This window comes from Nocardia sp. CA-107356 (assembly GCF_050946365.1).
Lineage (GTDB): Bacteria > Actinomycetota > Actinomycetes > Mycobacteriales > Mycobacteriaceae > Nocardia.
This window is the reverse complement of sequence record NZ_CP191992.1, coordinates 5,983,956-6,008,840: the sequence shown is the minus strand read 5'-3', so window position 1 is coordinate 6,008,840 and position 24,885 is coordinate 5,983,956. Positions and strand designations below refer to the sequence as shown.

General features: G+C 65.6%; 26 protein-coding genes and 1 riboswitch. Of the genes, 6 read left to right on the top strand and 20 right to left on the bottom strand.

Translation table 11 applies throughout. From position 1 onward, the window contains the following. Window positions 1–21: 21 nt before the first annotated feature. The 10 genes from ACQP1G_RS27185 to ACQP1G_RS27140 all read right to left on the bottom strand — a co-directional run bounded on the left by ACQP1G_RS27185 (window position 22) and on the right by ACQP1G_RS27140 (window position 12,420). The gene (locus ACQP1G_RS27185) at window positions 22–1,350 is read right to left on the bottom strand and encodes an ABC transporter ATP-binding protein (protein WP_433192392.1); all 1,329 of its coding nucleotides are present in this window, start codon (window positions 1,348–1,350) and stop codon (window positions 22–24) included. A gap of 34 nt (window positions 1,351–1,384) precedes the next feature. After that, window positions 1,385–3,121 (bottom strand): ABC transporter permease, encoded by a 1,737-nt coding sequence (locus ACQP1G_RS27180; protein ID WP_433192391.1) that lies wholly within the window; start codon window positions 3,119–3,121, stop codon window positions 1,385–1,387. Beyond that, a complete protein-coding gene (locus ACQP1G_RS27175; RefSeq protein ID WP_433192390.1) occupies window positions 3,118–3,837 on the bottom strand; it encodes an MgtC/SapB family protein in 720 nt (239 codons plus the stop codon). The genes ACQP1G_RS27180 and ACQP1G_RS27175 overlap by 4 nt, the downstream gene beginning before the upstream one ends. 234 nt (window positions 3,838–4,071) lie before the next feature. Further along, window positions 4,072–4,243: riboswitch (M-box (ykoK) riboswitch) on the bottom strand. Between the two features lie 53 nt (window positions 4,244–4,296). Continuing rightward, the gene (locus tag ACQP1G_RS27170) at window positions 4,297–4,917 is read right to left on the bottom strand and encodes a TetR/AcrR family transcriptional regulator (RefSeq protein ID WP_433192389.1); all 621 of its coding nucleotides are present in this window, start codon (window positions 4,915–4,917) and stop codon (window positions 4,297–4,299) included. A 35-nt stretch (window positions 4,918–4,952) separates the two neighbouring features. Continuing rightward, on the bottom strand, window positions 4,953–6,272 hold the full coding sequence (locus ACQP1G_RS27165; RefSeq protein WP_433192388.1) for a pyridoxal-phosphate dependent enzyme: 1,320 nt from the start codon (window positions 6,270–6,272) through the stop codon (window positions 4,953–4,955). Continuing rightward, entirely contained in the window at window positions 6,272–7,888 is a 1,617-nt protein-coding gene (locus ACQP1G_RS27160) for a decarboxylase (protein ID WP_433192387.1), read from the bottom strand. The genes ACQP1G_RS27165 and ACQP1G_RS27160 overlap by 1 nt, the downstream gene beginning before the upstream one ends. After that, complete coding sequence (locus ACQP1G_RS27155; protein WP_433208845.1) at window positions 7,885–9,171, bottom strand: heavy-metal-associated domain-containing protein; 1,287 nt, start codon at window positions 9,169–9,171, stop codon at window positions 7,885–7,887. Before ACQP1G_RS27155 ends, ACQP1G_RS27160 begins: the two co-directional genes overlap by 4 nt. A 2-nt stretch (window positions 9,172–9,173) precedes the next feature. Then, the gene (locus ACQP1G_RS27150) at window positions 9,174–10,487 is read right to left on the bottom strand and encodes an aminotransferase class V-fold PLP-dependent enzyme (protein ID WP_433192386.1); all 1,314 of its coding nucleotides are present in this window, start codon (window positions 10,485–10,487) and stop codon (window positions 9,174–9,176) included. Between the two features lie 153 nt (window positions 10,488–10,640). Continuing rightward, window positions 10,641–11,075, bottom strand: coding sequence for a CBS domain-containing protein (locus ACQP1G_RS27145; protein ID WP_433192385.1), 435 nt, complete (start codon window positions 11,073–11,075; stop codon window positions 10,641–10,643). A gap of 85 nt (window positions 11,076–11,160) precedes the next feature. Beyond that, window positions 11,161–12,420 carry a PucR family transcriptional regulator gene (locus ACQP1G_RS27140; RefSeq protein ID WP_433192384.1) on the bottom strand — a complete coding sequence of 420 codons (1,260 nt, stop codon included), beginning with the start codon at window positions 12,418–12,420 and terminating at the stop codon, window positions 11,161–11,163. 291 nt (window positions 12,421–12,711) lie between these two features. Between ACQP1G_RS27140 and ACQP1G_RS27135 the strand changes: the two genes are divergently transcribed. Further along, on the top strand, window positions 12,712–13,866 hold the full coding sequence (locus ACQP1G_RS27135) for an esterase/lipase family protein (protein WP_433192383.1): 1,155 nt from the start codon (window positions 12,712–12,714) through the stop codon (window positions 13,864–13,866). Between the two features lie 17 nt (window positions 13,867–13,883). Here ACQP1G_RS27135 and ACQP1G_RS27130 read toward each other — a convergent pair whose 3' ends face one another. From ACQP1G_RS27130 to ACQP1G_RS27120, 3 genes are all read right to left on the bottom strand, one after another. Then, complete coding sequence (locus ACQP1G_RS27130; protein WP_433192382.1) at window positions 13,884–14,081, bottom strand: hypothetical protein; 198 nt, start codon at window positions 14,079–14,081, stop codon at window positions 13,884–13,886. 194 nt (window positions 14,082–14,275) lie between these two features. Continuing rightward, complete coding sequence (locus ACQP1G_RS27125; RefSeq protein ID WP_433192381.1) at window positions 14,276–14,512, bottom strand: hypothetical protein; 237 nt, start codon at window positions 14,510–14,512, stop codon at window positions 14,276–14,278. Window positions 14,513–14,713: 201 nt separating this feature from the next. Next, window positions 14,714–15,511, bottom strand: coding sequence for an SAM-dependent methyltransferase (locus tag ACQP1G_RS27120; RefSeq protein ID WP_433192380.1), 798 nt, complete (start codon window positions 15,509–15,511; stop codon window positions 14,714–14,716). Window positions 15,512–15,958: 447 nt separating this feature from the next. Here ACQP1G_RS27120 and ACQP1G_RS27115 point away from each other — a divergent pair, with 447 nt between their 5' ends. Further along, window positions 15,959–16,183 carry a DUF397 domain-containing protein gene (locus tag ACQP1G_RS27115; protein WP_433192379.1) on the top strand — a complete coding sequence of 75 codons (225 nt, stop codon included), beginning with the start codon at window positions 15,959–15,961 and terminating at the stop codon, window positions 16,181–16,183. Window positions 16,184–16,271: 88 nt separating this feature from the next. Then, entirely contained in the window at window positions 16,272–17,159 is an 888-nt protein-coding gene (locus ACQP1G_RS27110) for a helix-turn-helix domain-containing protein (RefSeq protein ID WP_433192378.1), read from the top strand. A gap of 38 nt (window positions 17,160–17,197) precedes the next feature. On the opposite strand, the gene ACQP1G_RS27105 is transcribed toward ACQP1G_RS27110, so the two are convergent. Together ACQP1G_RS27105 and ACQP1G_RS27100 are read right to left on the bottom strand one after the other, a co-directional pair. Beyond that, a complete protein-coding gene (locus tag ACQP1G_RS27105) occupies window positions 17,198–18,151 on the bottom strand; it encodes a carbohydrate kinase family protein (protein ID WP_433192377.1) in 954 nt (317 codons plus the stop codon). Next, window positions 18,148–18,816, bottom strand: a complete 669-nt coding sequence (locus ACQP1G_RS27100; RefSeq protein ID WP_433192376.1) for a class II aldolase/adducin family protein — start codon at window positions 18,814–18,816, stop codon at window positions 18,148–18,150. Before ACQP1G_RS27100 ends, ACQP1G_RS27105 begins: the two co-directional genes overlap by 4 nt. A 53-nt stretch (window positions 18,817–18,869) precedes the next feature. Here ACQP1G_RS27100 and ACQP1G_RS27095 point away from each other — a divergent pair, with 53 nt between their 5' ends. Continuing rightward, window positions 18,870–19,508, top strand: a complete 639-nt coding sequence (locus ACQP1G_RS27095) for a TetR/AcrR family transcriptional regulator (RefSeq protein ID WP_433192375.1) — start codon at window positions 18,870–18,872, stop codon at window positions 19,506–19,508. Window positions 19,509–19,549: 41 nt separating this feature from the next. Here the strand turns inward: ACQP1G_RS27095 and ACQP1G_RS27090 are convergent, their stop codons facing one another. From ACQP1G_RS27090 to ACQP1G_RS27075, 4 genes are all read right to left on the bottom strand, one after another. Further along, complete coding sequence (locus tag ACQP1G_RS27090) at window positions 19,550–19,777, bottom strand: hypothetical protein (protein ID WP_354956967.1); 228 nt, start codon at window positions 19,775–19,777, stop codon at window positions 19,550–19,552. Window positions 19,778–20,087: 310 nt separating this feature from the next. After that, window positions 20,088–20,426, bottom strand: a complete 339-nt coding sequence (locus ACQP1G_RS27085) for a putative quinol monooxygenase (RefSeq protein ID WP_433192374.1) — start codon at window positions 20,424–20,426, stop codon at window positions 20,088–20,090. After that, complete coding sequence (locus ACQP1G_RS27080; RefSeq protein ID WP_433192373.1) at window positions 20,423–21,118, bottom strand: SDR family oxidoreductase; 696 nt, start codon at window positions 21,116–21,118, stop codon at window positions 20,423–20,425. The genes ACQP1G_RS27085 and ACQP1G_RS27080 overlap by 4 nt, the downstream gene beginning before the upstream one ends. A gap of 14 nt (window positions 21,119–21,132) precedes the next feature. Further along, complete coding sequence (locus tag ACQP1G_RS27075) at window positions 21,133–21,642, bottom strand: DUF2599 domain-containing protein (protein ID WP_433192372.1); 510 nt, start codon at window positions 21,640–21,642, stop codon at window positions 21,133–21,135. Between the two features lie 132 nt (window positions 21,643–21,774). Here ACQP1G_RS27075 and ACQP1G_RS27070 point away from each other — a divergent pair, with 132 nt between their 5' ends. Continuing rightward, window positions 21,775–22,890 carry a lipase family protein gene (locus ACQP1G_RS27070; protein WP_433192371.1) on the top strand — a complete coding sequence of 372 codons (1,116 nt, stop codon included), beginning with the start codon at window positions 21,775–21,777 and terminating at the stop codon, window positions 22,888–22,890. 5 nt (window positions 22,891–22,895) lie between these two features. Here ACQP1G_RS27070 and ACQP1G_RS27065 read toward each other — a convergent pair whose 3' ends face one another. Next, window positions 22,896–23,183, bottom strand: a complete 288-nt coding sequence (locus tag ACQP1G_RS27065) for a hypothetical protein (protein ID WP_433192370.1) — start codon at window positions 23,181–23,183, stop codon at window positions 22,896–22,898. 274 nt (window positions 23,184–23,457) lie between these two features. On the opposite strand from ACQP1G_RS27065, the gene ACQP1G_RS27060 reads away from it, so the two are divergent. Then, the gene (locus ACQP1G_RS27060) at window positions 23,458–24,675 is read left to right on the top strand and encodes a lipase family protein (protein ID WP_433192369.1); all 1,218 of its coding nucleotides are present in this window, start codon (window positions 23,458–23,460) and stop codon (window positions 24,673–24,675) included. Window positions 24,676–24,885: the final 210 nt, after the last annotated feature.

Sequence of the window (24,885 nt, the reverse complement as noted above, 5' to 3'; positions counted from 1 at the left end):
GGCCGCAGTCTATTCGACGTATCACGCCGATCGCGGTGCGAAGATACGTGCGGCCGGGTCGGCGGTGATCCGATCGGAATCGGTGTCGTAGTCGTACAACTCGGCGTAGCGACCCCAATCGATGGCGATATCCAGTTGGCGGCGGGCGTCGTCGGGGCCGAAGCCGCGGCGCAGCAGGTCGAGAAAGAATCCGGCGCGCAGGGTGCCGTCGCGACTGCCCGCCAGCCCCTTGCAGATGGTGCGCACCAGCGGCGCGCGGTGCCGGGCCTGATCGGCGAAGATCCGCTTGCTCTCCTGGATATCGGCGGTGGTGAAGCGGCTGCCGATCTCGGTGAGCAGGACGTCACCGGACTCCACCGTGCTGAAGCCGAGCATGGTGGCGGCGTCGACGAGGGGGAGTAGGTCATCGATTTCGAAGTTGAGTTCATCGGCGATATCGGGGAGGTCCGCGCGGCCGCCATTGGCGTAGACGAGTTCCACCAGACCGGCGAGACCGCCGACCGAGGCGTCGGGCAACGGGCGCGCGGTCGGCGTCGCGATATCCGGTGCGGGCGCGGCGGGTTCGGTGTCGCGACCGGTGAGCAGGCCGTAGATCTCGTCGACCAACGTCTCGAATCCCGCGGTGCGCCGATCGCGTGGACGCGGCTGGGTCACCGAGATTTCGGCGATGATGCGACCCGGATTGGCGCCGAGCACGACGACACGGTCGGCGAGCAGCACCGCCTCTTCGATGTTGTGGGTGACGATGCAGACCGATCGGGTGGGGAAACCGTCTGTGGCCCAGAGGTTTACCAGTTCGGTGCGCAGGTTCTCGGCGGTCAGCACGTCCAGGGCCGAGAAGGGTTCGTCCATCAGCAGCAGATCGGGTTCGAGGACCAGGGCCCTGGCGAAGCCGACGCGTTGACGCATACCGCCGGAAAGTTCTTTGGGATAGGCGGTTTCGAAGCCGTCCAGACCGATCATATCGATGGCGGCCAGCGCCAGCTGGCGGCGCTCGGCCGCAGCCACATTGCGGGCGGCGAGCCCGAGTTCCACGTTGTCCTGCACGGTCAGCCACGGCATCAGTGCGAAGGATTGGAAGACCAGTGCGGCACCGGGATTGGCGCCATTGAGTTCGGTGCCACGGTACCGGACGTGCCCGCTGGTCGGCGCGATCAGTCCGGCGATGATGCGCAACAGCGTCGACTTGCCCGAACCGGAACGGCCGAGCAGTGCGACGATCTCACCGTCACGCAGCCGCAGATCGATGCCGTCGAGTACGCGTAGCTCGTCACCGGCGGCACCGGTAAAGGATTTGCTGACACCCGAGATGTCCAGCAGCACTTCGCCATTGTCGGTTGAGGTGGTCATGATCGAGCTCCTGTCGAGGCGAGCGAGCGAGTGGTCACAGCGAATACCGCCGTTCGGCAAGGGCATACAGCCGCCGCCAGAACAGCCGGTTGATGCCGACGACGTAAATGCTCATCACCAGCACACCGATGAGAATGCGCGGCGAGTCGCCGACATCGGTCGCCTGTCTGATGTAGGAACCGAGTCCGGCCGCGACCAGCGTGGTCGACCCGTACTGCACCACCTCGGCGACGATGGACGCGTTCCATGCCCCGCCCGCCGCGGTGATGCCGCCGGTCACATAGCTCGGGAAGATGGCGGGCAGGATCAGCTTGCGCCACCAGAGTGCCCGTGGCAGTCGCAGATTCGCGGCCGCCTCGCGCAGATCGTTGGGTACCGCACTGGCTCCCGCGATGACATTGAACAGGATGTACCACTGCGCACCGAGCGCCATCAGGATGGTGCCCGCCCAGTTCAGGCTCGCGCCGCTCCACACGAGAACCGCTGTGAAGAGCGGGAACAGGAAGTTCGCCGGGAAGCTGGCCAGCACCTGCACGATCGGCTGGGCGATCCGGGACACCTTGGGGTTCAGGCCGATCCAGACACCGATCGGCACCCAGACCACGGTCGCGATGACGAGCAGCACAATGACACGCGACAGGGTGAGCAACCCCAAGCCGAACGCATGCCCCACCTCGCCGAAACCCGCGGTGGATTCGATGTAGTCGACCACTCGGTAGCCGCCGTAGGCGATCGCGGCCACCACCACCGTAGTGAACACCACATCACCGGCCCGGCGTCGGGAGACCGAAGTGTGCAGCGGATATTCGGCAAGCCCGAAGACCCTCATCGCCCGATCCATCGGTGCGACAAGCGGTCCGAAGACACGGCCGAGCAGGCCTGGAATATGTGAGCGACGCAGCAGATCGAGCACGATACTGCGCGGCGCCTCCGCCGCCTCGGAGTCCTCGACCCGGAAGCGCTCGGCCCAGGCCGCCAGCGGCCGCCAGAACAAGAAGTTCACCCCGACGACCATGACGATCATGACGCCGATGGCGATGAACACCTTCTCGAGTTGGCTGTCCGCGGTCGCGGTCGCCACATATGAGCCGATGCCCGGCAGTGCGTACTGCCGATTGTTCACACTGATCGCCTCGGCGGCGACCAGGAAGAACCAACCGCCGCCGAAACTCATCATGCCGTTCCAGACCAGCGGGATCATGCCGCTGGGCACATCGACGCGCCAGAACCGTTGCCAGCGTGACAATCTCAGATCCCGCGACGCCTCATCCAGGTCCCGAGGTTGCGATGCCAGGCTGTGGTAGAAGGCGAAGGTCATATTCCACGCCTGTGAGGTGAAGATCGCGAAGATGGCCGCGGCTTCCAGGCCCAGCTCGGATCCCGGAAACAGCGCGATGAATCCGGAGACGGTGATGGACAGGAATCCGAGGATGGGCACCGACTGGAGGATGTCGAGCGCGGGCAGCAATACCGCGCGGGTCCGCCGCAGTCGCGCCGCCGCGGTCGCGTAGACGAAGGTGAAGGCGATGGAGAGCGCGAGCGCGGCGAACATCCGCAGCAGCGATCGGGCCGCGTAGTACGGCAGCTCGCGCGCATCGGTGGATACCGTTGCGGCAGCAGTCGTTTCGTCGAACGGTACTGCGACACTCGTCGAGATCTGCACGACTGCCCAGATCAACACCGCCGCACCGACGAACACCACCACATCGGCCGCGCGATTGCGTGGCCGATCGAGGGCGTCCCGGGAGGGGTAGGCGCGCAGTACGGTCATGCCCGCGCCCCGTCCGCCGAGTCGTCGACCGAGATATGCCAGCCGACGCTGGTGACCGACGGTTCCAGGCTGAGCCTGCTCACCGCCGATTCCATCTGCCGGTCGTCGCGCTGATCACCGAACAATTCGGCGCGTACCTCCACCCGGCCGGGAATATCGGTATTCGCGCTGGCCACCGAGATCAGCCGGAAGTCGGTACGGGTCAAGGCCTGCACGAGCAGCGCCCGCACATGGGCCTCCTGCTCGTCGTTGGTCACCGCGACGAAGACATAGGACGCGGGTTGTTCGGCGGCAGCATCGGGTTGGCGGTCCACCGCACGTCCGGCCGCCCGCAGCGCCACATTGACCACCATGACCGCGACCGCGCCCGCGGCGGCGGTGGTGAACATGCCCGCACCGGCCAGCGCGCCGACGGCAGCCGAACACCACAGTGTCGCAGCGGTATTGAGCCCGCGCACATTCAAACCGTCGCGGATGATCACACCGGCGCCGAGGAAGCCGATGCCGGAGACGATCTGCGCGGCGACCCGGGTCGGGTCGGCGTCGCCGCCGTGGAAGCCGTGCGCGGACAGCAGCACGAACAGTGTCGCGCCCGCGGCGACGAGGGCATTGGTGCGCAGCCCGGCCATTCGGGCCCGGTACTGCCGCTCGAATCCGATCGCCGCGCCGAGGCCGACACCGGCCAGCAGTCGCAGCAGCATCTCTACCGTTGACATCACGCACTCCCTGACTAGGTCAAGCGCACCATCGAACAGCAGGCTACGAGCTCATCCCGTTGCGGATTCCGCCGTGGAGGTGTCGCCGGGTAAATATGTGGCTAACAGGGGTATGGGACTATTACCGCCGGTCATCCGGCCCACCTCCTTCCGTCGATCGGGCGCACGGCAACGCCGGGCGCGGTGTGTCATCGTCGCGGAGCCTGCGTGGGGAATCCGGCGAATATGCCGGTCAGTACCCCTCCTCGTAAGACCTTTGGCACTTCACGGCGTGAACCCGAGCGCGTCGGGAGCCAATCGGGATCACCCCTTAAGCCGGGGAGATCTGTCCTGACCCGGGGCGTCTCTCGACGTTCGGGGTCGCTGGCCTATATCCGTGAAGGAGCCTCAGCGAACGATCGGCACCTTGCGTTCGCCAGTAAACACCCGCCCCGCTCATCTGGCAAATCGAAGCTGTGGTCAGTAGATGGAGCGGTAGGCGGCGATCGTTGCCACGCAGTGGTCGATCACTTGCTCACGGCTGGCGCGCAGCGATCCGTTCAACCAGGCCGAGAACATGCCCGCATTACCGCTGGCCATGGTGACCGCGGCCAACCTGCGCCGCACCGGATCCTCGATATGGGCGAAGAGGTGGTCCTGCATGAGCCGGGTGAAGACCGGCATCACCGCGATGGTGGTCTGGCCGAGGCCGGTGCTCGAATACGGTTCGACCAGGAACAGCCGCGACTTGCGCGGATCGGCGAGCACCTTGTCGACCAGAATTTCGGACAGTTCGCGGTCGCGGGAGGGATCGGCGGCAGCGAACGCGGTCATCGGCTCCAGGAACTCGTCGGCGACCTGGCGGTAGAGCACGTCCAGGAGTTCGTCGCGGCTGGCGAAGCTCTCATAGAAGTATCGGTCGGTGAGATTGGCTCGCCGACATACTGCGCGCATGGTGACCCCGCTCGCGCCCGATTCGCCGATCAGGTCGAGTGCGGCCTCGAGCAGCGCGGCGCGGCGGGCCTCCCTGCGCTCGGTGAGCGTGGTTCCGCCCCAGATCCGGGGACCGGCATCGTCGTCTGATTCCTGGCCTGTCTGCACCCGCCCACACTAATGCCTGGCCGTAATGGCAAGGTTCAGCCGCCGCGTTCCAGCGCGAATCCGGCATCGCGCCATGCGACGATGCCGCCGCCGAGACTGGTGGCGTCGAAACCGTCGTGCCGGGCGATCGCCGCGAAGCGCAGCGACAGTTCACCGACCGGACAGACGAAGACCAGCGGCCGCGAACGTGGAAAGGGAACCCCGTGGGCGAACATATCGTCGAGTTGATCGTCGCGGATATTGATCGCCCCCGGCACATGGCCGATGCGATAGGCCATCGCACCGCGGGTATCCACGATGGTCGGGCGCGCGGTCCGGTCCAGTTCAGCCAGCTCGTGTGGGGTAAGGATCGGGGTGGCGGCGAGTTCGGCCGTGGTCGGTGCGCGGCGGCGGTCGGCGCGGTCGAACAGTTCCGGCCTGCGCTTCTTCACGTAGGACAGGTACGGTTCCAGCCGATCGCAGACGATGAAGACCGCGACGACCGGCTCCCGCGCCGAAACAGCCTGCTCGCCAAGGGTTTCCAAGGCGGCCGCATAGCTCGCCCCGCTGGTGGGACCGGCCAGGATGCCGTAGCCGGTGGCGAGTGCGAGGGTGGCGTCCACCGCGCGGGCGGAGTCGATGGTGACGATGCGGTCATAGAAATCGGGTTGGAACAGCCCGACATCCCACATCTCGCTCTCCGAGCGGATGCCGGGTATGAAGTCCGAGCGTTCGGAAACGACGGCGATGGTGCGCAATTCGGGATTGTGCTTACGCAGGTAGGTGGCAGCGCCGCGGGTTGAGCCGGTGGTACCGAGTCCGCCGACGAGATAGTCGACCCGGGTGATGCCGTCGGCGGCGAGGTCCTCGTGGATTTCGCGGCCGGTGCCGTGGTGATGCGCCTCGATATTCTTCTCGTTGGTGTACTGCGAGGGGTGATAGTAGGCGTCCGGATCCTTGGCCATGGTTGCCTCGATCGCTGAGTACACGTCATTGGGCGTGGTCGGGTCCGGACATTCGGACAGGCCGGGCAACTCCACGATCTCGGTGCCGAAGAGCTGTAAGAGCTCTCGCACCTCGGCGACCTTGATCCGGTTGGTCACCGCACGCAGGCCGATGCCGTGCACGGCGCCGAGTATCCGCAGTGCCTTGGCGGTATTGCCGCTGGACGCCTCGATGAGTGTCTGTCCGGCCGCACGGATTTCGTCGAGGTCGTCGCGGATCATGCCCCAGGCCACCCGGTCCTTGACCGAGCCGAAGGGATTGTGCGACTCCAGTTTCGCGTACAGCTCGACATTGTCCAGTCCGTGTACGGCGGGATCCAGGCGCAACAGCGGTGTATTGCCGATGAGTTCGGTGATGTGGTCGTAGCGCATTACGGCGCTCCGGTAGGTCGGCGCGGCAGCGGCGGACGACGCGGGCCGCGCGGGGGTGTACGGCGCGGCGGCGGCACGCCGACCGGGATGAGTGGTTCGTAGTCGGTATCGCGATATACCTGGAAACTGCCCGTCCGGTGTACGACAGCGAGTTTCGCGGGCAGCGGATGCATCGAGGCCGACGCCGCGGATAGATCCATATGGTAGGCAGCGGTATTCGGGAACACCACCAGATCGCCCTGCCGCGGGCATTCGGGCAGCCACACCTTGTGGTTGGTGATCAGATCGCGCTCCAGGCAGAGTCGTCCGGCGAAATACACACCGACAGGGCCGGATTCGGGGACGGAAGGCAGTGTGGGCATGGTGTCGGCGGCACTTCGCAATGGGGCTACGCCATCGCCGGCCACGCCGCCGTCGCGACCGGGCGCGGCCGGACCCGGTGCGCCGCTGGGCAGATGTGCGATGCTGGGCAGGACCACCGGATCGATCATGACCTCCTGATCGGCCGGGGTCACCTGATCGCGGCTGAGGTCGAGATTGACCAGCACCGTGCCGTCGGCGAGTTCCTTGACGAACTCCACCCGCGCTACCGTCACCCCGGCATGGTCCACCAGCGCCTTACCCGGCTCCAGCCAGATATCGAGCATATTGTCCCCGGCCACCTGGGCGACGGTGCGACCGCCGTGACGCTCCAACGGCGCGCCGAGCAGATCGTCGAGCATCCGCGTCGCCGGCACCGTGTTCGCGTATTTGTGGAAGACCGGAATCCCGTGCACCGCACCGTCATCGACGTGATAGCCGAAGGTATTATTCGACCAGCTCATCGGTTCCCCACGGCCCAGCAGCGATTCGCGCAGCGCGCGCACATATCTGTCGAACCGGTCCGCGTCCGCGGTGAACACCTGCCGGAAGCCGCCGCCGATATTCAACACCGAGGGGCCGAGGCCATGCTCGTACGCGCGCTCGACCAGTGCCAGGCACGCGTCGATGGCCCGGACGCGTTCCGCGGGCTCGCCGGAGTCGATATGAAAGGCGAAGCCGAGGAACGCGATACGTCGGCGATTGGCCGACAGCAGATCGAATGCGCGATCCATATGCGCCAGCGGCACACCGAACCGACTCACCGCCGTTTCGTCGAAGCCGGAAACCCGCAGCAGCACAGGGACTCTCGCGCGGTCGCCGGCCAGTTCGGTGATCCGGCGCAGCTCCCACAGGTTGTCGACATTGATGGTTACCCCGCAATCGATCAGATCACGTAGGAACGGTTCACCTTTCGGCCCGGTCACCTCGATGCGCATCGGCCCGAAGCCGGCGTCGATGGCACTGGCCAGCTCCTGCGGGGAGGCGACGTCGATCGCGATGCCAGCGTGTTCGGCGGTGCGCACGAAGGCGCGGGATTGATTCACCTTGTGCGCGTAGCAGATTCGATAACGCGCACCCCTGCGGTCCAATACGGCGCGGAACCGTTTCAGGTTCTCCGCGTAGACCTGCGGAAATACCAGGTGGATCGGGGATCCGAAGCGAATCAGCGTCTCTTCGACGGCTTCGTGGGTATCGAGAAAGGCGCGCACCAGCGGATGGATCTTCGCGGGTAGCGCCGGTAGCGGTGCCGTCATACCGCGGTTTCCGTCGGCTGCGACCCCGAAGGCTCCAACGGGGCGTGTGCCGGTTTCTCGGCCACCGGGTTGTAGCCGCCGTCGCGGATCGACTCGAACGCGCGGGCCCGGTTGCGCGGACTTCGGAATTCGGCGACCACCCGTTTACTGGGCAGATCGATCTCGATCACCTTGATGCCCATCGTCTCCAGCACCCCGGTGATGGTGCGGACACAATGCTGGCAACTCATATCCGGCACATAGAAGATCCGATCCTCGGCGGTGGCCGGTGCGTCGGCAGTGAGTTCGTCGAGATCGGCGCTCACCTCGGTGATCCGGATCCGTTCGACGAGCTGTCCGAAGATCGCGACGAACTGGTCGACCACCAGCGGCAGCAGAGTGTAGTGCCCGCCACCGAGGTGGTGGGGCATGGCGGCCAGGCATGCCGGCCGGGTATTCGGCGGCAGCAGCGCGTACTGGCGGGAAATGAGATCGAGGTCGTCGTGATACTTGGCAATGGCCGCCGCCACGCTCAGACCCTCCACCCGGGTGGCTCGCCGCATGACGCTGTGCGCCTCGTCGATGGTGGCATCCTTCATCGCGCGCAGCGTCGCCACGGTGTCGGCGGTGTAGCGCACCGTACCGTCCGGCTGGGCCGCCAGGGTTACCGGGATCATCCCGCGCCGGTAGGTGGAGGCCTGCAACTCCCAGAACCAGCGCGTGGCGACGGCCGCGAAAATGCCGGAATCGTGTATGCCCCTGGCAAATTCGGCCGAGCTGCGATACGGCGTCTGACGGGCGAGCAGTGCGTGCTGGGCCAGTGCGCGCCCGGCGGCCTCGATCCCGACCCGCAGGATCTCGATCGGATCGTGATCGGTGGTGGTGCCATCGAGCACCGCGTGCTCGCGCGGGCCGAGGCCGTCGACACGTTGCGCCAGTGCGGAATTCGCGGCAAGGGCATGCCAGAGCAGCAGGACGGTTTCGCGCATTGCTATCGGCACCAGCGGGCCGAGGCCGTCGGCGCGGAAATGCCCGGTATTGGGGATGCCGTCGCTGTCGGTCCAGGCGATGCGGTGCGTCGCACTGGTGACCTGAAGTGGCCGACACGGGCGCATGAATTGCTGCAGGTACAGCCGCTGCGAGTAGGTCAGGTGACTGTTGGGTTCGGGAAGCAGTGCGGCGCAGGTGTATTCGATATGCCGCGAGGAGGGGACCGTGATGGGGGTGGTGAACAACCCGGGTTCGGTGAGTCCCGCCAGCACCCGGGACGCGGCCCGCCGGTCATAGCGCGGGGTGTGGTCCATTTTCACATGACCTCCTCGGCAATCGTCGTAACGCATGTCGTGAAGCGGTCGATCTGATCGAGTGTGTTGTAGATGTGCGTGCTGACTCGCACCGAGTCCATACCGTCCTCGCCACCCGCGGGGGTGCAGTGTAAGCCGGTGCGAACCAGAAAACCCAACTCGCTCAACACAAATCCCAGATCGGTCGCGGAAATGCCCGCGAGCGTGAAGGACACGATGCCGTAGCCGATCGCGCACGGCGCGTGCGCGGGCCCCGGCAGGAATTCCAGTCCCGGCACCGGACGGAGATTGTCGATCAGCCGCAATGTCAGTGCGCGATTGTGCGCGGCGATGACGCCCAGATCCAGCGACTCCAGCACCTCCAGTGCGCTGCCGAGGGCCAGGATGCCGGGAATGTTCTGTGTGCCGCCCTCGAGCAGTTCCGGCATTCCGGCCGAGGTCAGTCCGGTGTCGGTGAGGTTGACCCCGGTATTGCCGCCGGGCAGGAAGGGCATGAGCCGATCGTGAACTCTGCGGTGGCAGTACAGGATTCCGGTACCCGGTGCCCCGAACATCTTATGCGCCGCGAAGATCGCGAAGTCGGCGCGAAGTTCAGTGACGTCCACCGGCAGATGTCCGCCGCTCTGACTGCAGTCGAAGCACAGCAGGATCTCGGGGTCGATCAGGCCACGTAACTCCTCGAGCGTGGTGAGCCCGCCGAAGACATGGTGCAGATGGCTGGTGGTGATCAGCCGGGTGCGCGGGGTGATCTTGGCCAGGATGTCGGCGGTATCGGCTTCGCCGAGTTCGGTCACCCGATAGGGGACCAGTTCGATGCGACGGCCGAAGCGGGCCAGCACCTGCCGCAGATGGTGCCACGGATGGACGTTCGAGGCGTGATCGCTTGGGTTGTAAAGGATTTCGTCGCCGTCATCGAGTTCGCCCAGGCCCCAGGACAGCGCGACGGCGTTGAGCGCCGCGGTCGCGCCGGCGGTGAAGACCACCTCCTCGGGCGTAGTGGCGCCGAGGAAAGTGGCGGTGCGGTCCCGAACCCGGGCCAGGCGGCTGGTCAGATCGGTGGCCCACGGGTAGGTGCCGCGACCGGCATTGGCCGTGCGTGAGCTGTGGTAGCGGTGGATGGTATCGATGACCGGCCGCGGCTTCTGCGTGGTGGCCGCGCTGTCGAGATAGACGTCGGTGGATTCGGCGAGCGCGGGGAACAGTCCGCGCACGGCGGCGGCAGTGGGGGTGGGTGGTTCCGGTATCCGCGGGGTGGAGACCGGCGGCGGGGTGGTAGATGGTCGGGTCAGGTGGGTCCCGGACGCAGGTGACCGCAACGTGCCGCTCCCTTCCGAGAACCGCGCTGGACGCCACCAACGATACGCACTTACCGTGGCGGCTGCTCGCGGGTCGCACGAAACCGTCGGCTGACGAGATCGAAGGTGTCTCGTAGCCAACGTCTTTCGGAAGTCGCAGGTACCTCGGGCCCTTCAGTACTGACCCTGCACGTACTCGACCAGATGCTGGCGTTCGGTCGCCAGTTCGGAGATCGCGCTCTTGACGACATCACCGATGCTGACGATGCCGATCAGGCGGCCGTCGTGGACCACCGGCAGGTGCCGGATGCGGTGCTCGGTCATCGTGCTGCGTAACCCGTCCACCCGGTCGTCGGGCTCGCAAGTACGCACATCGACGGTCATGATTTCCGAAACCGGGGTGTCGAGCAGCGCGGCGCCGCGCGCGTGCAGGCTGCGCACCACATCGCGCTCGGAGACGATGCCGACGATCCGGTTGCCGTCCGGCGACACCACCACCGCCCCGATATTGTGTTCGGCGAGCGTGCAGAGCAGGGTGCGCACCGTGGTCTCGGGCACGACGGTGGCTACCTCGCTACCCTTCCTGCGCAAAATCTCGGCTATTCGCATAATCCACCATCCAGATGTCGCGACACCTATCAGAATGACTCTTTGGTGACCTCGTGACCAGCACAAATCCGCATCAGGCGCGAATTCAGAGCCGTCGCGCCACGCTACGGTCGAGATCACGGGCCAGCAGGGCGATGGCCGCCTGCGAGATCCCGGCGGAAGTGGCCAGATCGATCGAGGTCAGCTGGGCGATGCGGCGCAGCCGGTAATCGACGGTATTCGGGTGGACGTAGAGCTGGCGCGCGGTGAGCTGGCGGTTCATATCGTTGCCGAGGTAGGCGCGCATGGTGTCGAAGAGTTCGGGATGGGCGTCGAGCGGGTCGAGAATGGTGGCGATGCGCCGGGTGGCGGGGCCACCGCGGGTGAGTTGGTACTCCACGGCCAGATCGGCCATCTGGTACAGGCCCGGATTGCGTCCGCCGACCCGCACCAGATTGAGTAGCTCATGGGCCTGTTCCGCGGCCGCCGGAATCGCATCGGTCTCCCCGGTGACCACGGTGGCGGTAAGCGGAACCTCGGCGGATTTGGCCAGCAGATCCAGTGTTCCGGTGGTCAGGATCGCCGCATCGTCCTCGATCGGGACCAGTAGCGTGCCACCTTTGGTGCTCAGCAGCGCGAGCACGCGGGAATCGAAGACGACGGCCAGTTCCGATTGCAGCCTGCGCAGCTTTCTGCGGGCGGCGACATGGCTGTCGACCCGCGGATCGCGCTCGTCGGGATGTTCGGGGATCGACAGCGCGACCACTTGATACGAGTCGGCGATCGGGATGCCCGCCTGACGGGCGAGTGCGGAACTGCCGCGACCACTCAACAATGCCGAGGCCAGGGTCTGGGTCGCGGTCTGGTGTTCCCTGGCGACCAGATGCTGTTCCTCGACGTAGGCGTCCGAGACAGCGACGGTGATCGCCTCCAGGAGTTCGAGCATGAGGTCGGTGGCGACGAGCAGTTCATCGATGTCGTCGGCCTTGGCGCGCGCGGTCACCAACCCGAACGCGATGCGCAGTCCCTCGTGGTAGGCGCGCAGGATGGTGCCCAGCGGCACCGCCTCGCGGGCCCATTGCGCCGCCGCCTCACGAACCTCGCCGAGCTGCTCATCACCGGGAACCATGCGTTTGTCGAACATTTCGGCGGCCAGCGCCAGACAGCTGCGGGTCAGCTTGGTGACATCGCCGCGCAGCTGCTCGCCGGGCAGTGTGCGGCACGGCGCCATACAAGTCGCGAAGTAGCCGACCATGCGCGAGGCGACACGGTCGGTATTCATCAGGGGAATCGACGCGGGCTGCCCGCCGATCTCTAGGACGGGGTCCGTCGATTCGACGGACAGATCCAGCGCGGAGAAGGTCATACGCGTCGCTCCAGTGCCACATCGGGCGTGATAGATCTGCGCCCGAATCGTTGCATCACTATACGAAAAGGTTATGAACCTGGGAAAGGGTACGCGAGATCGGTTGTGGGCTCGCATTGTTGTGCATTGCTCATAAGTGGGTCATGTGCCGTGGTGGGAAGCTCCAGCGCCGCACCGAGTCGCCGAAATCCGGTGACCAGCCGCCTTAACGTTGCCCATGGCTTCGGCGTTTGCGAACGGTTCGCCTGCGCCGTCGCGCCCACTGTCGGGCAGCTATGGAAGGTGCGAACAATGACACGACGTACTCGACGGAGATTACGACGTAAGGCGCTGTCCAGCGCGGTGATCGGGAGCGCGGCCGTCCTCGCGGTCGGGTTCGGGCCCGGCCCCGCTGGCGCTGATCCGGCCATCGCGCCGACCGAACAGGCCCTTGCCGACTACATCAGCGCGGCGCCGGGTGCGCCTGCCGACGGGCGTACCCCCGTGGCCTTCGCCGGCACCGGCAGTAGCTCGGGGTCGGCGGGGAGCCGGGCGTCGGTTCCGGTGAGCGCCGGGCCGGAGGTGGCGGCCTATCTCGCGGCGTTCGCCTATGGGGTCCTGCATCCAGATGCCTCGCCCGCGGGTGCGAACGACTGGAATTGCCATCCCACACAAGAGCATCCGCGTCCGGTGGTGCTGGTGCACGGCACCTGGCTGAACGCCTACGACAGCTTCGCCTACCTGGCGCCGCAGCTGGCGCATGCGGGCTTCTGTGTCTTCGCACTGAACTATGGACAGGCGAATGTGCTCGAGGGCGGTGGGTTGGGTGCGATCCTGCCCGGGCGCAACGGCGTTGGCTATATAGAGGATTCGGCCGAGCAGCTCAGCGAATTCGTCGATCGGGTGCGGGCCGCGACGGGTGTGGATCAGGTCGATGTCGTCGCGCACTCCCAGGGCGGCACCGTGGCCGATCAGTATCTGAAATTTGAAGGGGGAGTTGGCAAAGTGGCGCGGCTTGTCACCTTCGGCTCCACTCATCACGGCACCACGCTGCTCGGGATGGCAACCCTGGGGCGGGCGATCAACAATTTGGGTGTCGACATCTTGGGGTTCGACGAGTTGTTCGTCGGCCACGCGAATATCGAGCAGGTGATCGGGTCACCGTTCTACGCGAAGCTGAATCAAGCGGGGGATACCGTGCCCGGTGTCGAGTACACGGTCATCGGCTCCCGGCACGACGAGGTCACCAATCCCTATGAGCTGACCTTCCTGACCGCGGGTCCCGACGCCATGGTGCACAACATCACGCTGCAGGACGGCTGCGATCAGGATCTGTCGGATCACCTCACGATGATGTACTCGCCGCGCGCGGTATCCATCGCGCTGCGAGCGCTCGACCCGGCCGCGCATCCGACTCTGGTGTGCGCGTTCAATCCCTGGCTCATCGGCGGGGGCGGCGGACTCTAGGTGCTCGCGCGCGAAATCTAGGCGGCGCCTTGATGGTTGCGCAGAGCTATGCCGTCAACCACTGCGCCGCTTCGGATTTCACGTTCGATCGCGCGCGCGGCGTAGTGCTGGCCGCTGGCGTGTAACTCGGCGATGCGCCGCTGCAGCGCCTCGGTGCCATAGGCGGCCGCGATATCGGCTATCCCGAGTCGACCGGCAGCGTGTGGTTGATTCATGCGGACGCCCCTGTGCCTCTGGCAACCGGGAGGTCCCGGTGGCGACGATGGCACTGGCTCCCGGGTGCAAAATTCCCTTGTCGCGCACGAGCTTAGAGCGATGTGTTGTGCAGATGCAAGCACATCTGCACGAACATCGCCTCGTGCGAAGTGATTTGGAACCAGGTCCGGAACGGAGCTATTGGCGCCGAACGCTATTCGTCGTCGAGCCCGGCCGAGAGGTAGGCGGCCGCTGCCAGCCACTGGCGGCATTGCGGGCCGTGGACCTCGTGCAGATGCAGGATCTCGCGGGCCTGGCGATAGGTGAGACCGCGCGGTTCGACCGCACAATCGAGCGGCGCGTAGTCGGTCGCCGAGCCCTGCCGCAGGGTGTCGACCCCGGAACCACCGGTGATCGTGGCCCCGCGGGGAGTTCGGAATGGCGTACTCATCTCGACCGCCCCTCGCGTCTGCCGGTGGGGAGGTCGAATGTGGTGACGCTGGCGCGAACTCCCTGCGTACCTCCCGATGCTGGGTCCGAGTTTAGGCCGTCGGCACTTACAGATGCAAGTACATTTGTACGAACGACCGACAGAAATGTGAACGGCGGTCGTCGACCGGATGGCCGACGACCGCCGTTGTCCCGCTTGTGCTTAGGGCTTGCGAGCGACCGCGCCATAGGCGGAGATCGGCCGGATCTCGCCGACCTCGGTGGCATCGGCCCGCCACTGGGTAATGGAGACGACTCCGGGCTCCACCAGTTCCAAACCGTCGAAGACGGTGCGGATTTCGGCCTGGGGGCGGGGAACATAGGGTACGCCGCCGGTGCCGGTGTAGTTCTCACACAGCGTGACGTAGTCCTTGCTGTCGTCGGTACCGTCCCACATGACCAGGAAACTGCCGGAGGGCACCGCGGCAAGGATGGTGCCCACGATGCGCAGTAGGTCCTGGTAGGTCTTGGCATGACCGAGCACGCCCATGAACATCACCCCGATCGGCTCATTGAAATTGAGCACGTTCCTGGCGTCGGCGATGATCTGCTCCGGATCGTGGAAGTCGCAGTCGACGTAGGTGGTTACGCCCTCCGGGGTGGTGCTGGTGAGCAGCGCCCGCGCGGTGGCCAGTACCAGCGGATCATTGTCGACGTAGACGACCTTCGATTCGGGCGCGACACTCTGGGCGACCTCATGGGTGTTCTGCATGGTCGGCAGTCCGGTGCCGATATCGAGGAACTGGCGGATGCCCTGCTCACCCGCCAGGTAGCGGACCGCGCGAATCAGGAACTGGCGCGACTGCACCGCCATGGTGGTGATGTCGGGATCTACCTCGATGCCCGCGTCGCCGGCGATCCGATCGATTTCGTAATACTCCTTGCCGCCCATCCAGTAGTTCCAGATACGTGCGGAATGCGGGATGTCGGTCCGGATGAGCGGGCTGTGGTCTTCGGACATGGGGCTTGACTCCTCGGCGGGCGGATAAGCGTTGACCGGACTGTTCCGGCGGGCGGGTGTCGCGCATGGCTGGCACAGCCCGATGTGCACTGTGACAGTACAAGATTCGTGTCTGCTCGACCTGGAGGTTCGGGCAGTTCGGCCGACGTGCTCAGTGGCCGGCGTCGCGCGGAATCCATTGCGTACCAAGGAGTCTCTGTCAACGGCATGGTGCGCCGCGGGGGGTATACGGATCGCCCGCCGCTGAGTGGCGCATACGGCACTCCCGTAACCCGTCGAACAGTGGTCACGTAGCGGACCGACAGGTCTGAATTCTGCTCTCTCGCAGGCGGGGAGGTTCGTGCTATCTTGCAGATGTTGGTGCAAATGCAAGAACGTTTGAGCGCACATCTGTAAGGCCGCTCGAGCGTACATCTCACACCGGAAGTAGCCCGAGGAGTGGAGAAGATGTTGGACACCGGTATGCACAAGATCAAGGGCGCTTGGCGCAAGAGCTCCTTCAGCGGTCCGTCCGGCGGTAACTGCGTCGAGGTCGCGGAGGCATCGGATGGTTTGATCGCCGTTCGCAATTCGCGCGACCCGGAAGGTGGCATGCTGTTCTACACTCGACCGGAGATCGACGCGTTCGTGCGCGGCGCGAAGGCCGGGGAGTTCGACGACCTGACTAGCTGAGCGGTAACATGGGCGATCGGTGCGGTGTGTTTCCAAACGTGGTGTTTGTGACACACTGTGGTCAAACCCGAGTATCGGAGATGACTTCATGATCGCAGAACCCGATGACGACGGTCGTGTGCAATCGGTTGTAGTGGAACGTGGTCCGACCGTGTTGCGGATCGCGCTGGGCGGGCAGTTGCGCGACCTCCGGATGAAGAAGGGCATCACCCGAGAGGCCGCAGGTGACGCCATCCGCGGATCACACGCCAAGATCAGTCGTCTCGAGTTGGGTCGCACCGGTTTCAAGGAACGCGATATCCGCGACCTGCTGACCCTGTACGGCGTGTCGGACGCCGAGGAACGGGAACGATTCCTCGATCTGGCCAGGCAGGCGAACGAGCCGGGCTGGTGGCATCGCTACAGCGATCTGCTGCCGTCCTGGTTCGGCACCTACCTCGGCTTGGAGCAGGCGGCCAGTAAGATTCGTACCTATGAGGCGCACCTGGTGCCCGGGCTCTTGCAGACGCCCGAATATGCCAGGGCGGTAATGTCACTCGGGTACGAGGACGCCGATATGGATCGGCGAGTCCAAGTCCGTATCAAGCGGCAAGAGGTGCTGCGTCGCGCCGAACCGCCGACCGTATGGGCGATCATCGATGAGGCCGCGCTGCATCGGCCGGTCGGTGGGTCGCGGGTGCACCGCGAGCAGATGGAACACCTCATCGAGCTAGCGGAATTGCCGAATGTCACCATCCAGGTCCTGCCGTATTCGGCGGGGGAGCACGCTGCCGCGGGCAGTTCGTTCAGCATCTTGCGTTTCGCCGAGACCGAACTACCCGACATCGTCTACCTCGAACACCTGACCAGCGCGCTGTACCTGGATCGGCGGCAAGATCTCGCACTGTATCTCTCGGTCATGGACCGCTTGAGCGTGCAGGCCGAGTCACCCGGCGAGTCGCTGAAGATTCTCGCCGCGTACGCCAAGAACGCCTGACTGCCGTTGCGGCAGTGGTGATTCGGAGCCGACCCCGCTTACCGACCCGGCCGGCTCCGGTCGGTGGCTCGGGTCGGGCTTTCGGCCGCGAACGCGTCCGCTGCCGCGAGATCGAATTCGCCGTAATCACTGCCGAGACCCTGAGCCACGAGCGCGGCGACGGCATTGCCGAGGATCGTGGCATCCCGCAGTGAGCGGCCCAATGCGATGGCGCGGATGAATCCGGCGGAAAAGGCGTCGCCGCAACCGGTGGTGTCGACGACGTCGATGGCGAAGGCGGGAATGTCCTGATATCCGTCGGGGCCGACGAGCAGGGTCCCCTCGGCGCCCCGAGTGATCGCGAGAACCGTTGCGCCCGCGTCGATCAGCACCGCACTGCCCGCCCTGAGATCGGTGCTGCCGGTGAAGCCGAGCACCTGTTCGTCATTCGGTAGGAAGTAGTCGGTATACGGGAGTGCGGCGGCAATGGCGTCGAGGCTGCCGAGAGTGCCGGGCGCGATCAGATCGACCGAGGTGGTGACGCCATTCTCCTTGGCGTACCGCAGGATTCGCGCGGCATTGGTCACGCCGATCAGCTCCGGACCGCCGACATGTAGATGGTCGGCGGCGGCGAGGGCGTCCCAGTCGACGTCGTCGAGGGTGTAGAACGGGTTGGCGCCGAGCAGATGCAGACTGGGACGCGCCCCATCGGGCCGGATCGGCAGCACCGACGACGAGGTGGGCTGATTGTCCTTGCGCACCACCAGTTCTGTGTCGATGCCCGCCTTGGCGAGCAGTGTGAGCAGGATATCGCCGGAGGTGTCGGCGCCGATCGCACCTGCGGTTCGCACGCTCGCGCCGAGCTTGGCCAGCGTCAGCGCGGTGCCCGCGGCCGTGCCTGCCGCCGTGATGCGAATATCCTCGACCAGTGTGGTCTGCTGTCCCTCCGGTATGGCGGCAACGGGTCGGACGAGAATGTCCAATACCTGTGCGCCCAAAGCGATTACCTTCATCCGACGTCCTTCTCCAGCGGTTTGCGGGTGCCGTATCCGGTGCGCAGTGCCACCTCGACGACCGCGGCCTGTTGCTGCTCGGAGAGTTCACGCGGCCTGCCGATCGACATGGCGTCCAGGTACAGCGCACAGGCCCACTCCAGCAGCAGCGCGGATTCGACCGCCTGGTCCAGCGATGCGCCGACTGCGACAGCGCCGTGATTGGCCATCAGTGCGGATTGTTTGCCCCGCAATGCCTCTCGCACCGCCTCCGCGAGCTCTGTGCTGCCGAAGGGATGAAAGGGTGCGACCCTGGTCGCACCGCCGAGCAGCAGCTGCTGGTAATGGATGACCGGCAGTTCGTCCAGCACGCACGCGATGGCCGTGGCCTTGGGTGCATGTGTGTGCACGATCGCCTGCGTGGCATAGGTGCGATAGATATCGAGATGCAAACCCAATTCGGAGGTCGGCGCATAGCGACCCGCGACCACGGTGCCCGCCAGGTCGACCACGGTGACATCGTCGGCGGTGGCCTCGGCGAGGACGGCGCCGGTGGCCGTGATGGCGACCAGATCGCCGAAGCGCAGGCTCGCATTGCCCGCGGTGCCGATGAGCAGTCCGTGCCCGGCGAGGCGCAGACAGGCCGTGGCGACCTTGGCGCATTCGGTTGGCGCGATGGTGGTCATCCGGATACCCTACCGAAATCTGAATCTGATTCACATTATCTCGGAGGTGATCCTTGCCGGTCCGGGCTCTACCCGAAGCGGGCTTGCGCCGCGTACCGATTCAGGCACGCAGCCGGGAGCGACTGGCGCGCGTACTGGAGGTGGCCGACCGACTGATCGCCACCGAGGGCGTCGGGGCGTTGACGATGATCAGAGTGGCTGCAGAGGCCCGGATTTCGGTCGGATCGCTGTATCAGTACCTGCCGGATCGCGAGGCCGTCATCGAAACCCTCGCCGCGTTGTATCTCGAGCAGTTGGAGGCCAAGGCGGCGCTGCTGCTCGAGCTCGCGCGCCGCGAACGTTGGGGCGATCCGATCAGCGTGCTGGTCGACGCGTTCGCACAGGTGTACCGGGACGAGCCCGGCTTCCGTGCGCTGTGGTTCGGCAAGGACTTCAACGAAGCCGCACGGGCCGCTGATCGCGAGCATAAACGCCGAATGGCGGTGACGCTGCGCGATGTCATGCTCGCGCAGGGCGCCGTCGCCGATACCGAGGGACTCGATATCGCATGCCGCGCCGCACATCTGATGGGCGATGCGGTCATGCAAGAGGCATTCCGATGTAACCCGGACGGAGACCCGAATCTGTTGCGAGAGGCCAAGATCGCACTGCGCGCCTATGCGTCGCAGTGGGCTTTACCGCCCGTGTCGTGACGCAATTCGATTGGGTCGCTACATCATTGGATGCCGTGGGGTCACTGCTTGATAAAGCTGGAGGCGATGCGCCAGAAGGTGGCGGGTTGCAGCGCCTCGAGATCCCAATCGTCGGCCATCGCGTGCGCGGTGGTGACGATCCGGTCGATATCGAAATCGTGTCGAGTGGCCGCACCGGTGGACTCGACAGCATCGATGACGAAAGCGACTGCGGTTTCGCGCGAGTATGCGGTACTGCGCTGTCCGCTTCGGGTCGACGGTGTGCTCATAGTTGTTATACCGTTCGCTGGCTGGTCGGCCAGTGCGGCTTCGGCGATTCCGAGCCGGCCGCCGTGAATTGGTTGGTCCATTCGAACGCCCCTGACGTCTGGCGACAGCAAACCTCTGGCGACATCGGCCCTTGGTTCACCCACGCGGCCTCCCCTGGTTGTCCCCTGTAATGCCTTGCGGGACTGAGTTTAGGTCGGTGTGCCTTTCAGATGCAAGCACATCTGCACGATCGATTGTGTATTCGCAGTTGGGTTTTCGCATCTGCTAATCATCCGCGAACCGGCGATGACGGTAGCGAATTCGGCGCGATCATTTCGCATTGACCACCACATCGGTGCTGTAGTGCACCTGAGTGCCCGGCTCGACGAATCGCTCCACCGCGCTGCGCCAGGCCAGGAAATGTTCGGTGAAACGGTGTGCTTCGGCCGCCTCCTCATCGATATAGACCTGGTAGAGGAAAAACCGGTGCGGATCGACGCGGTCCGCGCACACATCGAATCGCAGGCAACCGGGTTCCTCGCGCACCGATGCGGAGGCACTGCGGTTCACCGCGGCGAGGAATTCGCCACGAGATCCGGGTCGGAGCTTGAGGGAAGTGATGCGGCTGAACACGGTAATGTTCTCCATTCCAGCGGCGAGAAATGTCAATCGGTAACTGTTGCACCACCTTCGGCGATCGACTGGCTACCATTTGTGGAGATTGCTGACGACACCGGTGTGTCGCCCGCGACGAGTTCCAGTGTGGCGTGCACGGTCTGCGGTGTGTGCAGAATTTCGGCGAGTACGGCGGCGACATCGGCCCGCGCGATGCTGCCGCGGGGCAGTGGCGGCGGGCCCAGTGTGACCCGATCGGTCGCCGCCGTATCGAGCAGGCGGCCGGGTCGCAGGATCGTCCAATCCAGATCGCGGGCGCGCAGATCGTCCTCCGCCTGGGTCTTGGCGTCGATGTAGGCGGCCCAGACCTCGTCGGTGCCCGGTGCGGGCGGCTGTCCGGCGCCCATGGTGGAGATCTGCACGAACCGCCGGATACCGGCCGCTTCGGCGGCATCGGCCAGCAGGACCGAACCGCCCTTGTCCACCGTGTACTTGCGGGCGGCACCGCTGCCCGCGCCCGCACCGGCCGCGAAAACGACGGCGTCGCTATCCTTGACGACGGCGGCGAGCTCCGAGACGGTGCTGTGTTCGAGATCGAAGACGACCGGCCGTGCGCCGGTGGCGGCGACCTCGGCCGCGTGCTCGGCATTACGGATCAGGCTGTCGACCTCGTCGCCGCGCCTGGTGAGTATTTCGCCGAGCAGTAGTGCGATCTTGCCGTGTCCGCCCGCGATGACGATGCGCATAGATGGGTCCTTTCTCATCGTTCGGGTCCGCCGGGATTGCACGAGGCCTGGACGGTGGCCTGATAGCCCACCGCTGGCCGCCAGGGTTCCAGATTCCAGCTCTCTTTGTTCGGCTGCACCATGCGGGCCCAGACCCAATGACAGACGAACTGGTCGCGCATGCCGGGGGTATCGGCGTCGGGGGATTCTGCGAGCACCTCCTGCCAAGCCCGTTCCTCGGTATCGGGGAAGGTCTCGTGCCGCCCGGCCTGGGTCGGGAAGACGAGCAGGCGCGGTCCGTCCACGCCCTCGGTCCAGGTGGTGTGGTCGATGAGCGGCATATCGGCATAGGGATCGACAGTCGGCACCGCGGCGAGGGGAGTGCTCGATGCCGCCGCGGTGGTCGCTATCGGGGTGACGGTGGTGGTGAGCGACGGTGATTCATCGGAACCGCAGGCGCCGACGGTCGTGGCGAGCGTGCCGCAGCACAGCAGCACGGCGCCCAATCGCACCGCTCGCGTCCGCTCGACGTTCCGCTGGGTCACTCGTCGATCCTTCCGCATGGATGTATGCCAACCGAGGGTAGTCATAGCGCGGCGGCGCAACACCCATACCGGGATCGGGGCCACCGATTGTGGTGTCTTGTCGGCCGGTGGCGGGCTGGCGATAGTCGTTCGATGGTGCGGGCTCTGCGAGTGGTCGGTGCGGCGTTGGTCGCGATGACGGTGGCGTCGGCCGGGTCCGTGTCGGCGCAGGGGCGCGACGATCCCGGTGTCGTCATCGAGACCATGCAGCTTTCCGGCGCGCTGCGGGTGCGCGGGGCGGCGCTGTCGCAGCGGATCACCTACTGGTCACGCGGACCGCGCGGACCGATGCAGAGTACGGCCGCGATCTACCTGCCGCCCGGTCCACCACCGCCGGGTGGCTGGCCGATCGTGGCCTATGCACACGGGAGCGTCGGCATCGCCGACCAGTGCGCCTTCACGCTCCGGCCGCGCGAGTTCTACCTGGAGACGGTCTATCCGGCGCTGCTGGGCGCCGGATTCGCCGTGGTGATCTCCGACTACGTCGGACTCGGTACGCCCGGCACGCATCCGTATCTGGATGGTCCCTCACAGGCTCGCAGCGTGATCGACGGCGTGCGTGCGGCTCGTGCGGTGGCACCGGCCCTCGACACCCGCTGGGCGGTCTTCGGACAATCGCAGGGCGGCCAGACCGCGCTGTTCACCGCGGCGCTCGGACCCGCCGACGCACCGGAGTTGGCATTGCGCGGTGCGGTGGCCACCGGCGCACCGTCGAATCTGGAGTACGGCGTGACGGTGGTCGGGCCGTGGGTGCCGCGGCTGCCATTGCGCAAGACCACCACGTATTTCGGGCTGATCCTGGCCGGATTGCGCGCTACCGCACCGGAACTCGATATCGACAGCTATCTGACGCCGATCGGCGAACAGGTGCTGCGGATAGTGGAGTCCGAATGTGTCGACGACGCCGACGCACTGGTGCACGACATCGCGATCGGGCAGATGTTGCGCAGGCCGTTGGCGGGGCCAGCGCTGGAATCGGCGGTGCGGTCGATGCTGCGGATTCCGACCGAGGCACAGACCGTGCCCTTGTTCCTCGGTCAGGGGCTGACCGATCTGGAAGTCCCGGCTCCGTTGAGCGTGAAGCTGATAGCCGATCTGCGATCCTCCGGCGCCGATCTGCAGGTGGGGGTCTATCCGGGTGACCATCTGAGCGCCGCGGCCGCGGCGCTGCCGGACGCACTCGCCTTCCTACACCGTGTACTGGCGTAATGCCTTCAGTGCCACAGCGATCGGCACGGCAGGCGACGTAGTCCCGGTCGCACCTTGCCGTCTACCGTGATGGTCAGGCCGTCGTGCAGTGCGGCCGAGGTGAATTCCCAGGCTTCGGCCCGGGTGGCCGCGTACTCCAGGATGAGCGCGTCCTCGGGTGTCGGACCGTCGAAGTAGACGGTGATCCGTCGCGTCGGCGATTCCTGGATATCCGTCGGGTACACCGACTGTCGCGCGGTATCGTCCGTCCCGGTCCAGTGTTGCCCGGTCGAGTTCTGCGCAGTGCCGTCCATGCCACCGTCTCCTTGTGACCCGACTCGTTGTGTCGACACCTCTGACGGTAAGTCGCGCACCATGGTGCGGAATATGTTCCCGCCGATCACCTGGACATATCACAGAGACGACACCTCGCGATGGGAGACAGTCACGAAAGCCGCTGCCCTCCGATCACAGCGAGTGCACCCGGGAGTTGTGACTTATCAATAGGATTGGCTCGGCCCCTGCCTTTCCCGGGCGTGGCCGTCGAGGATATTCGCAACGTTGGACCCACTCCGGAGGCAAGCGTCGATGAGACAGGCCCTACGAAGACCGTTGCGCGCATTCGCCGCGCTGGCGACCGGTCTGCTGATGGTGATCGCGGTGGCCGGGCCCGCCCACACCACCCCCCTCTATCCCGCCCCGGATCCCGATCCCTTCTACGCAACGCCGTCGGATCTCGCGGATAAGAAGCCCGGTGACGTGATCGCGACGCGGGTGATGCCGCCGCTGCCGATCTTCCCGGATACCACTGTGACCGTTGTGCGGTTCCGGTCCACCAGTTCCGAGGGACAGCCGATCGCGGCGACCACCACGGTTCTCACTCCGAAGGCACACGCCGCCGACGGCCCTTTGCTGTCCTATCAGCACATCATCAACGGCCTCGGGGCGGAGTGTTCGGTATCGCGGGTGCTCTACACCGGCGATCCGAACCTCATCGTCCGAGAGGCGCCGGGCTGGAATGTGCTGCTCTCGCGCGGCTGGAGCGTCGCGCTGCCGGACCATCTCGGTCCGAATTTCGCCTATGGCGCAGCCAAATTGGGCGGCATGATCACCCTGGACGGTATCCGGGCGGTGAAACAGGTCGCCGAATTGCAGGTGCGCAAGAGTCCGGTTTCGATGGTCGGTTACTCCGGCGGTGGCATGGCCACCGCGTGGGCGGCCGCGCTGGCGCCCGAGTACGCCCCGGAACTGGAGATCGCCGGAGCCGCGATGGGCGGTGTGCCGATGAATCTGGTGACGATGCTGGAGACCCTCGGCCTCAACTCGCATCCGGTCTTCGGGCTCGCCTTGGCGGCCGGACTCGGTCTGGAACGGGAGTATCCGGACCGCTTCCCGATCAGCGACCAACTCAACGACCGCGGCTTGGCCGCGCGTGCCGCGATCGCCAATAGCTGCACCAATGACATTTTGGCCACGGGCGCGGGCCGCGGCGCCCTGGACTTCGCGAAGTCGACGTCGATGATCACCGATGCCACCGCGCGCGCGGTGGTGGAGGAGAACAGCCTCGAGCTCTACGACGGCGTGCCGAAAGCACCCATCTTCGAATGGCATTCGCCGATCGACGGACTCATTCCGGTGGATGCGGTGGTGCATACCGATAAGCACTGGTGCGCGGCCGGTGCGCGGGTGCAGTCCGAACAGATCCCGGTGCCCGATCACCTGACCGCCGCGGTGCTGGGCATCCCGGCGGCGCTGACCTGGTTGGATGCGCGATTCCGAGGGGAGGCGGCACCGACCAACTGTTGAACGCGCACAGACGAACTGGTGAGATCCGGCGGACCGTCGGGTCGCGATCGAGTCGGATCTGCCTTGCTGGACAAGGGGATTCGGCTCGGATTATTGCGATTCGGTGACGTGACACACACAACTCGGGCACAGTGGGGTCTCCGGCCGGGCATGGTCGGTTAGCCTGACGCTCTGGCCTCGGTACACGGGGAATTTCGGGGTCGAAGGCAC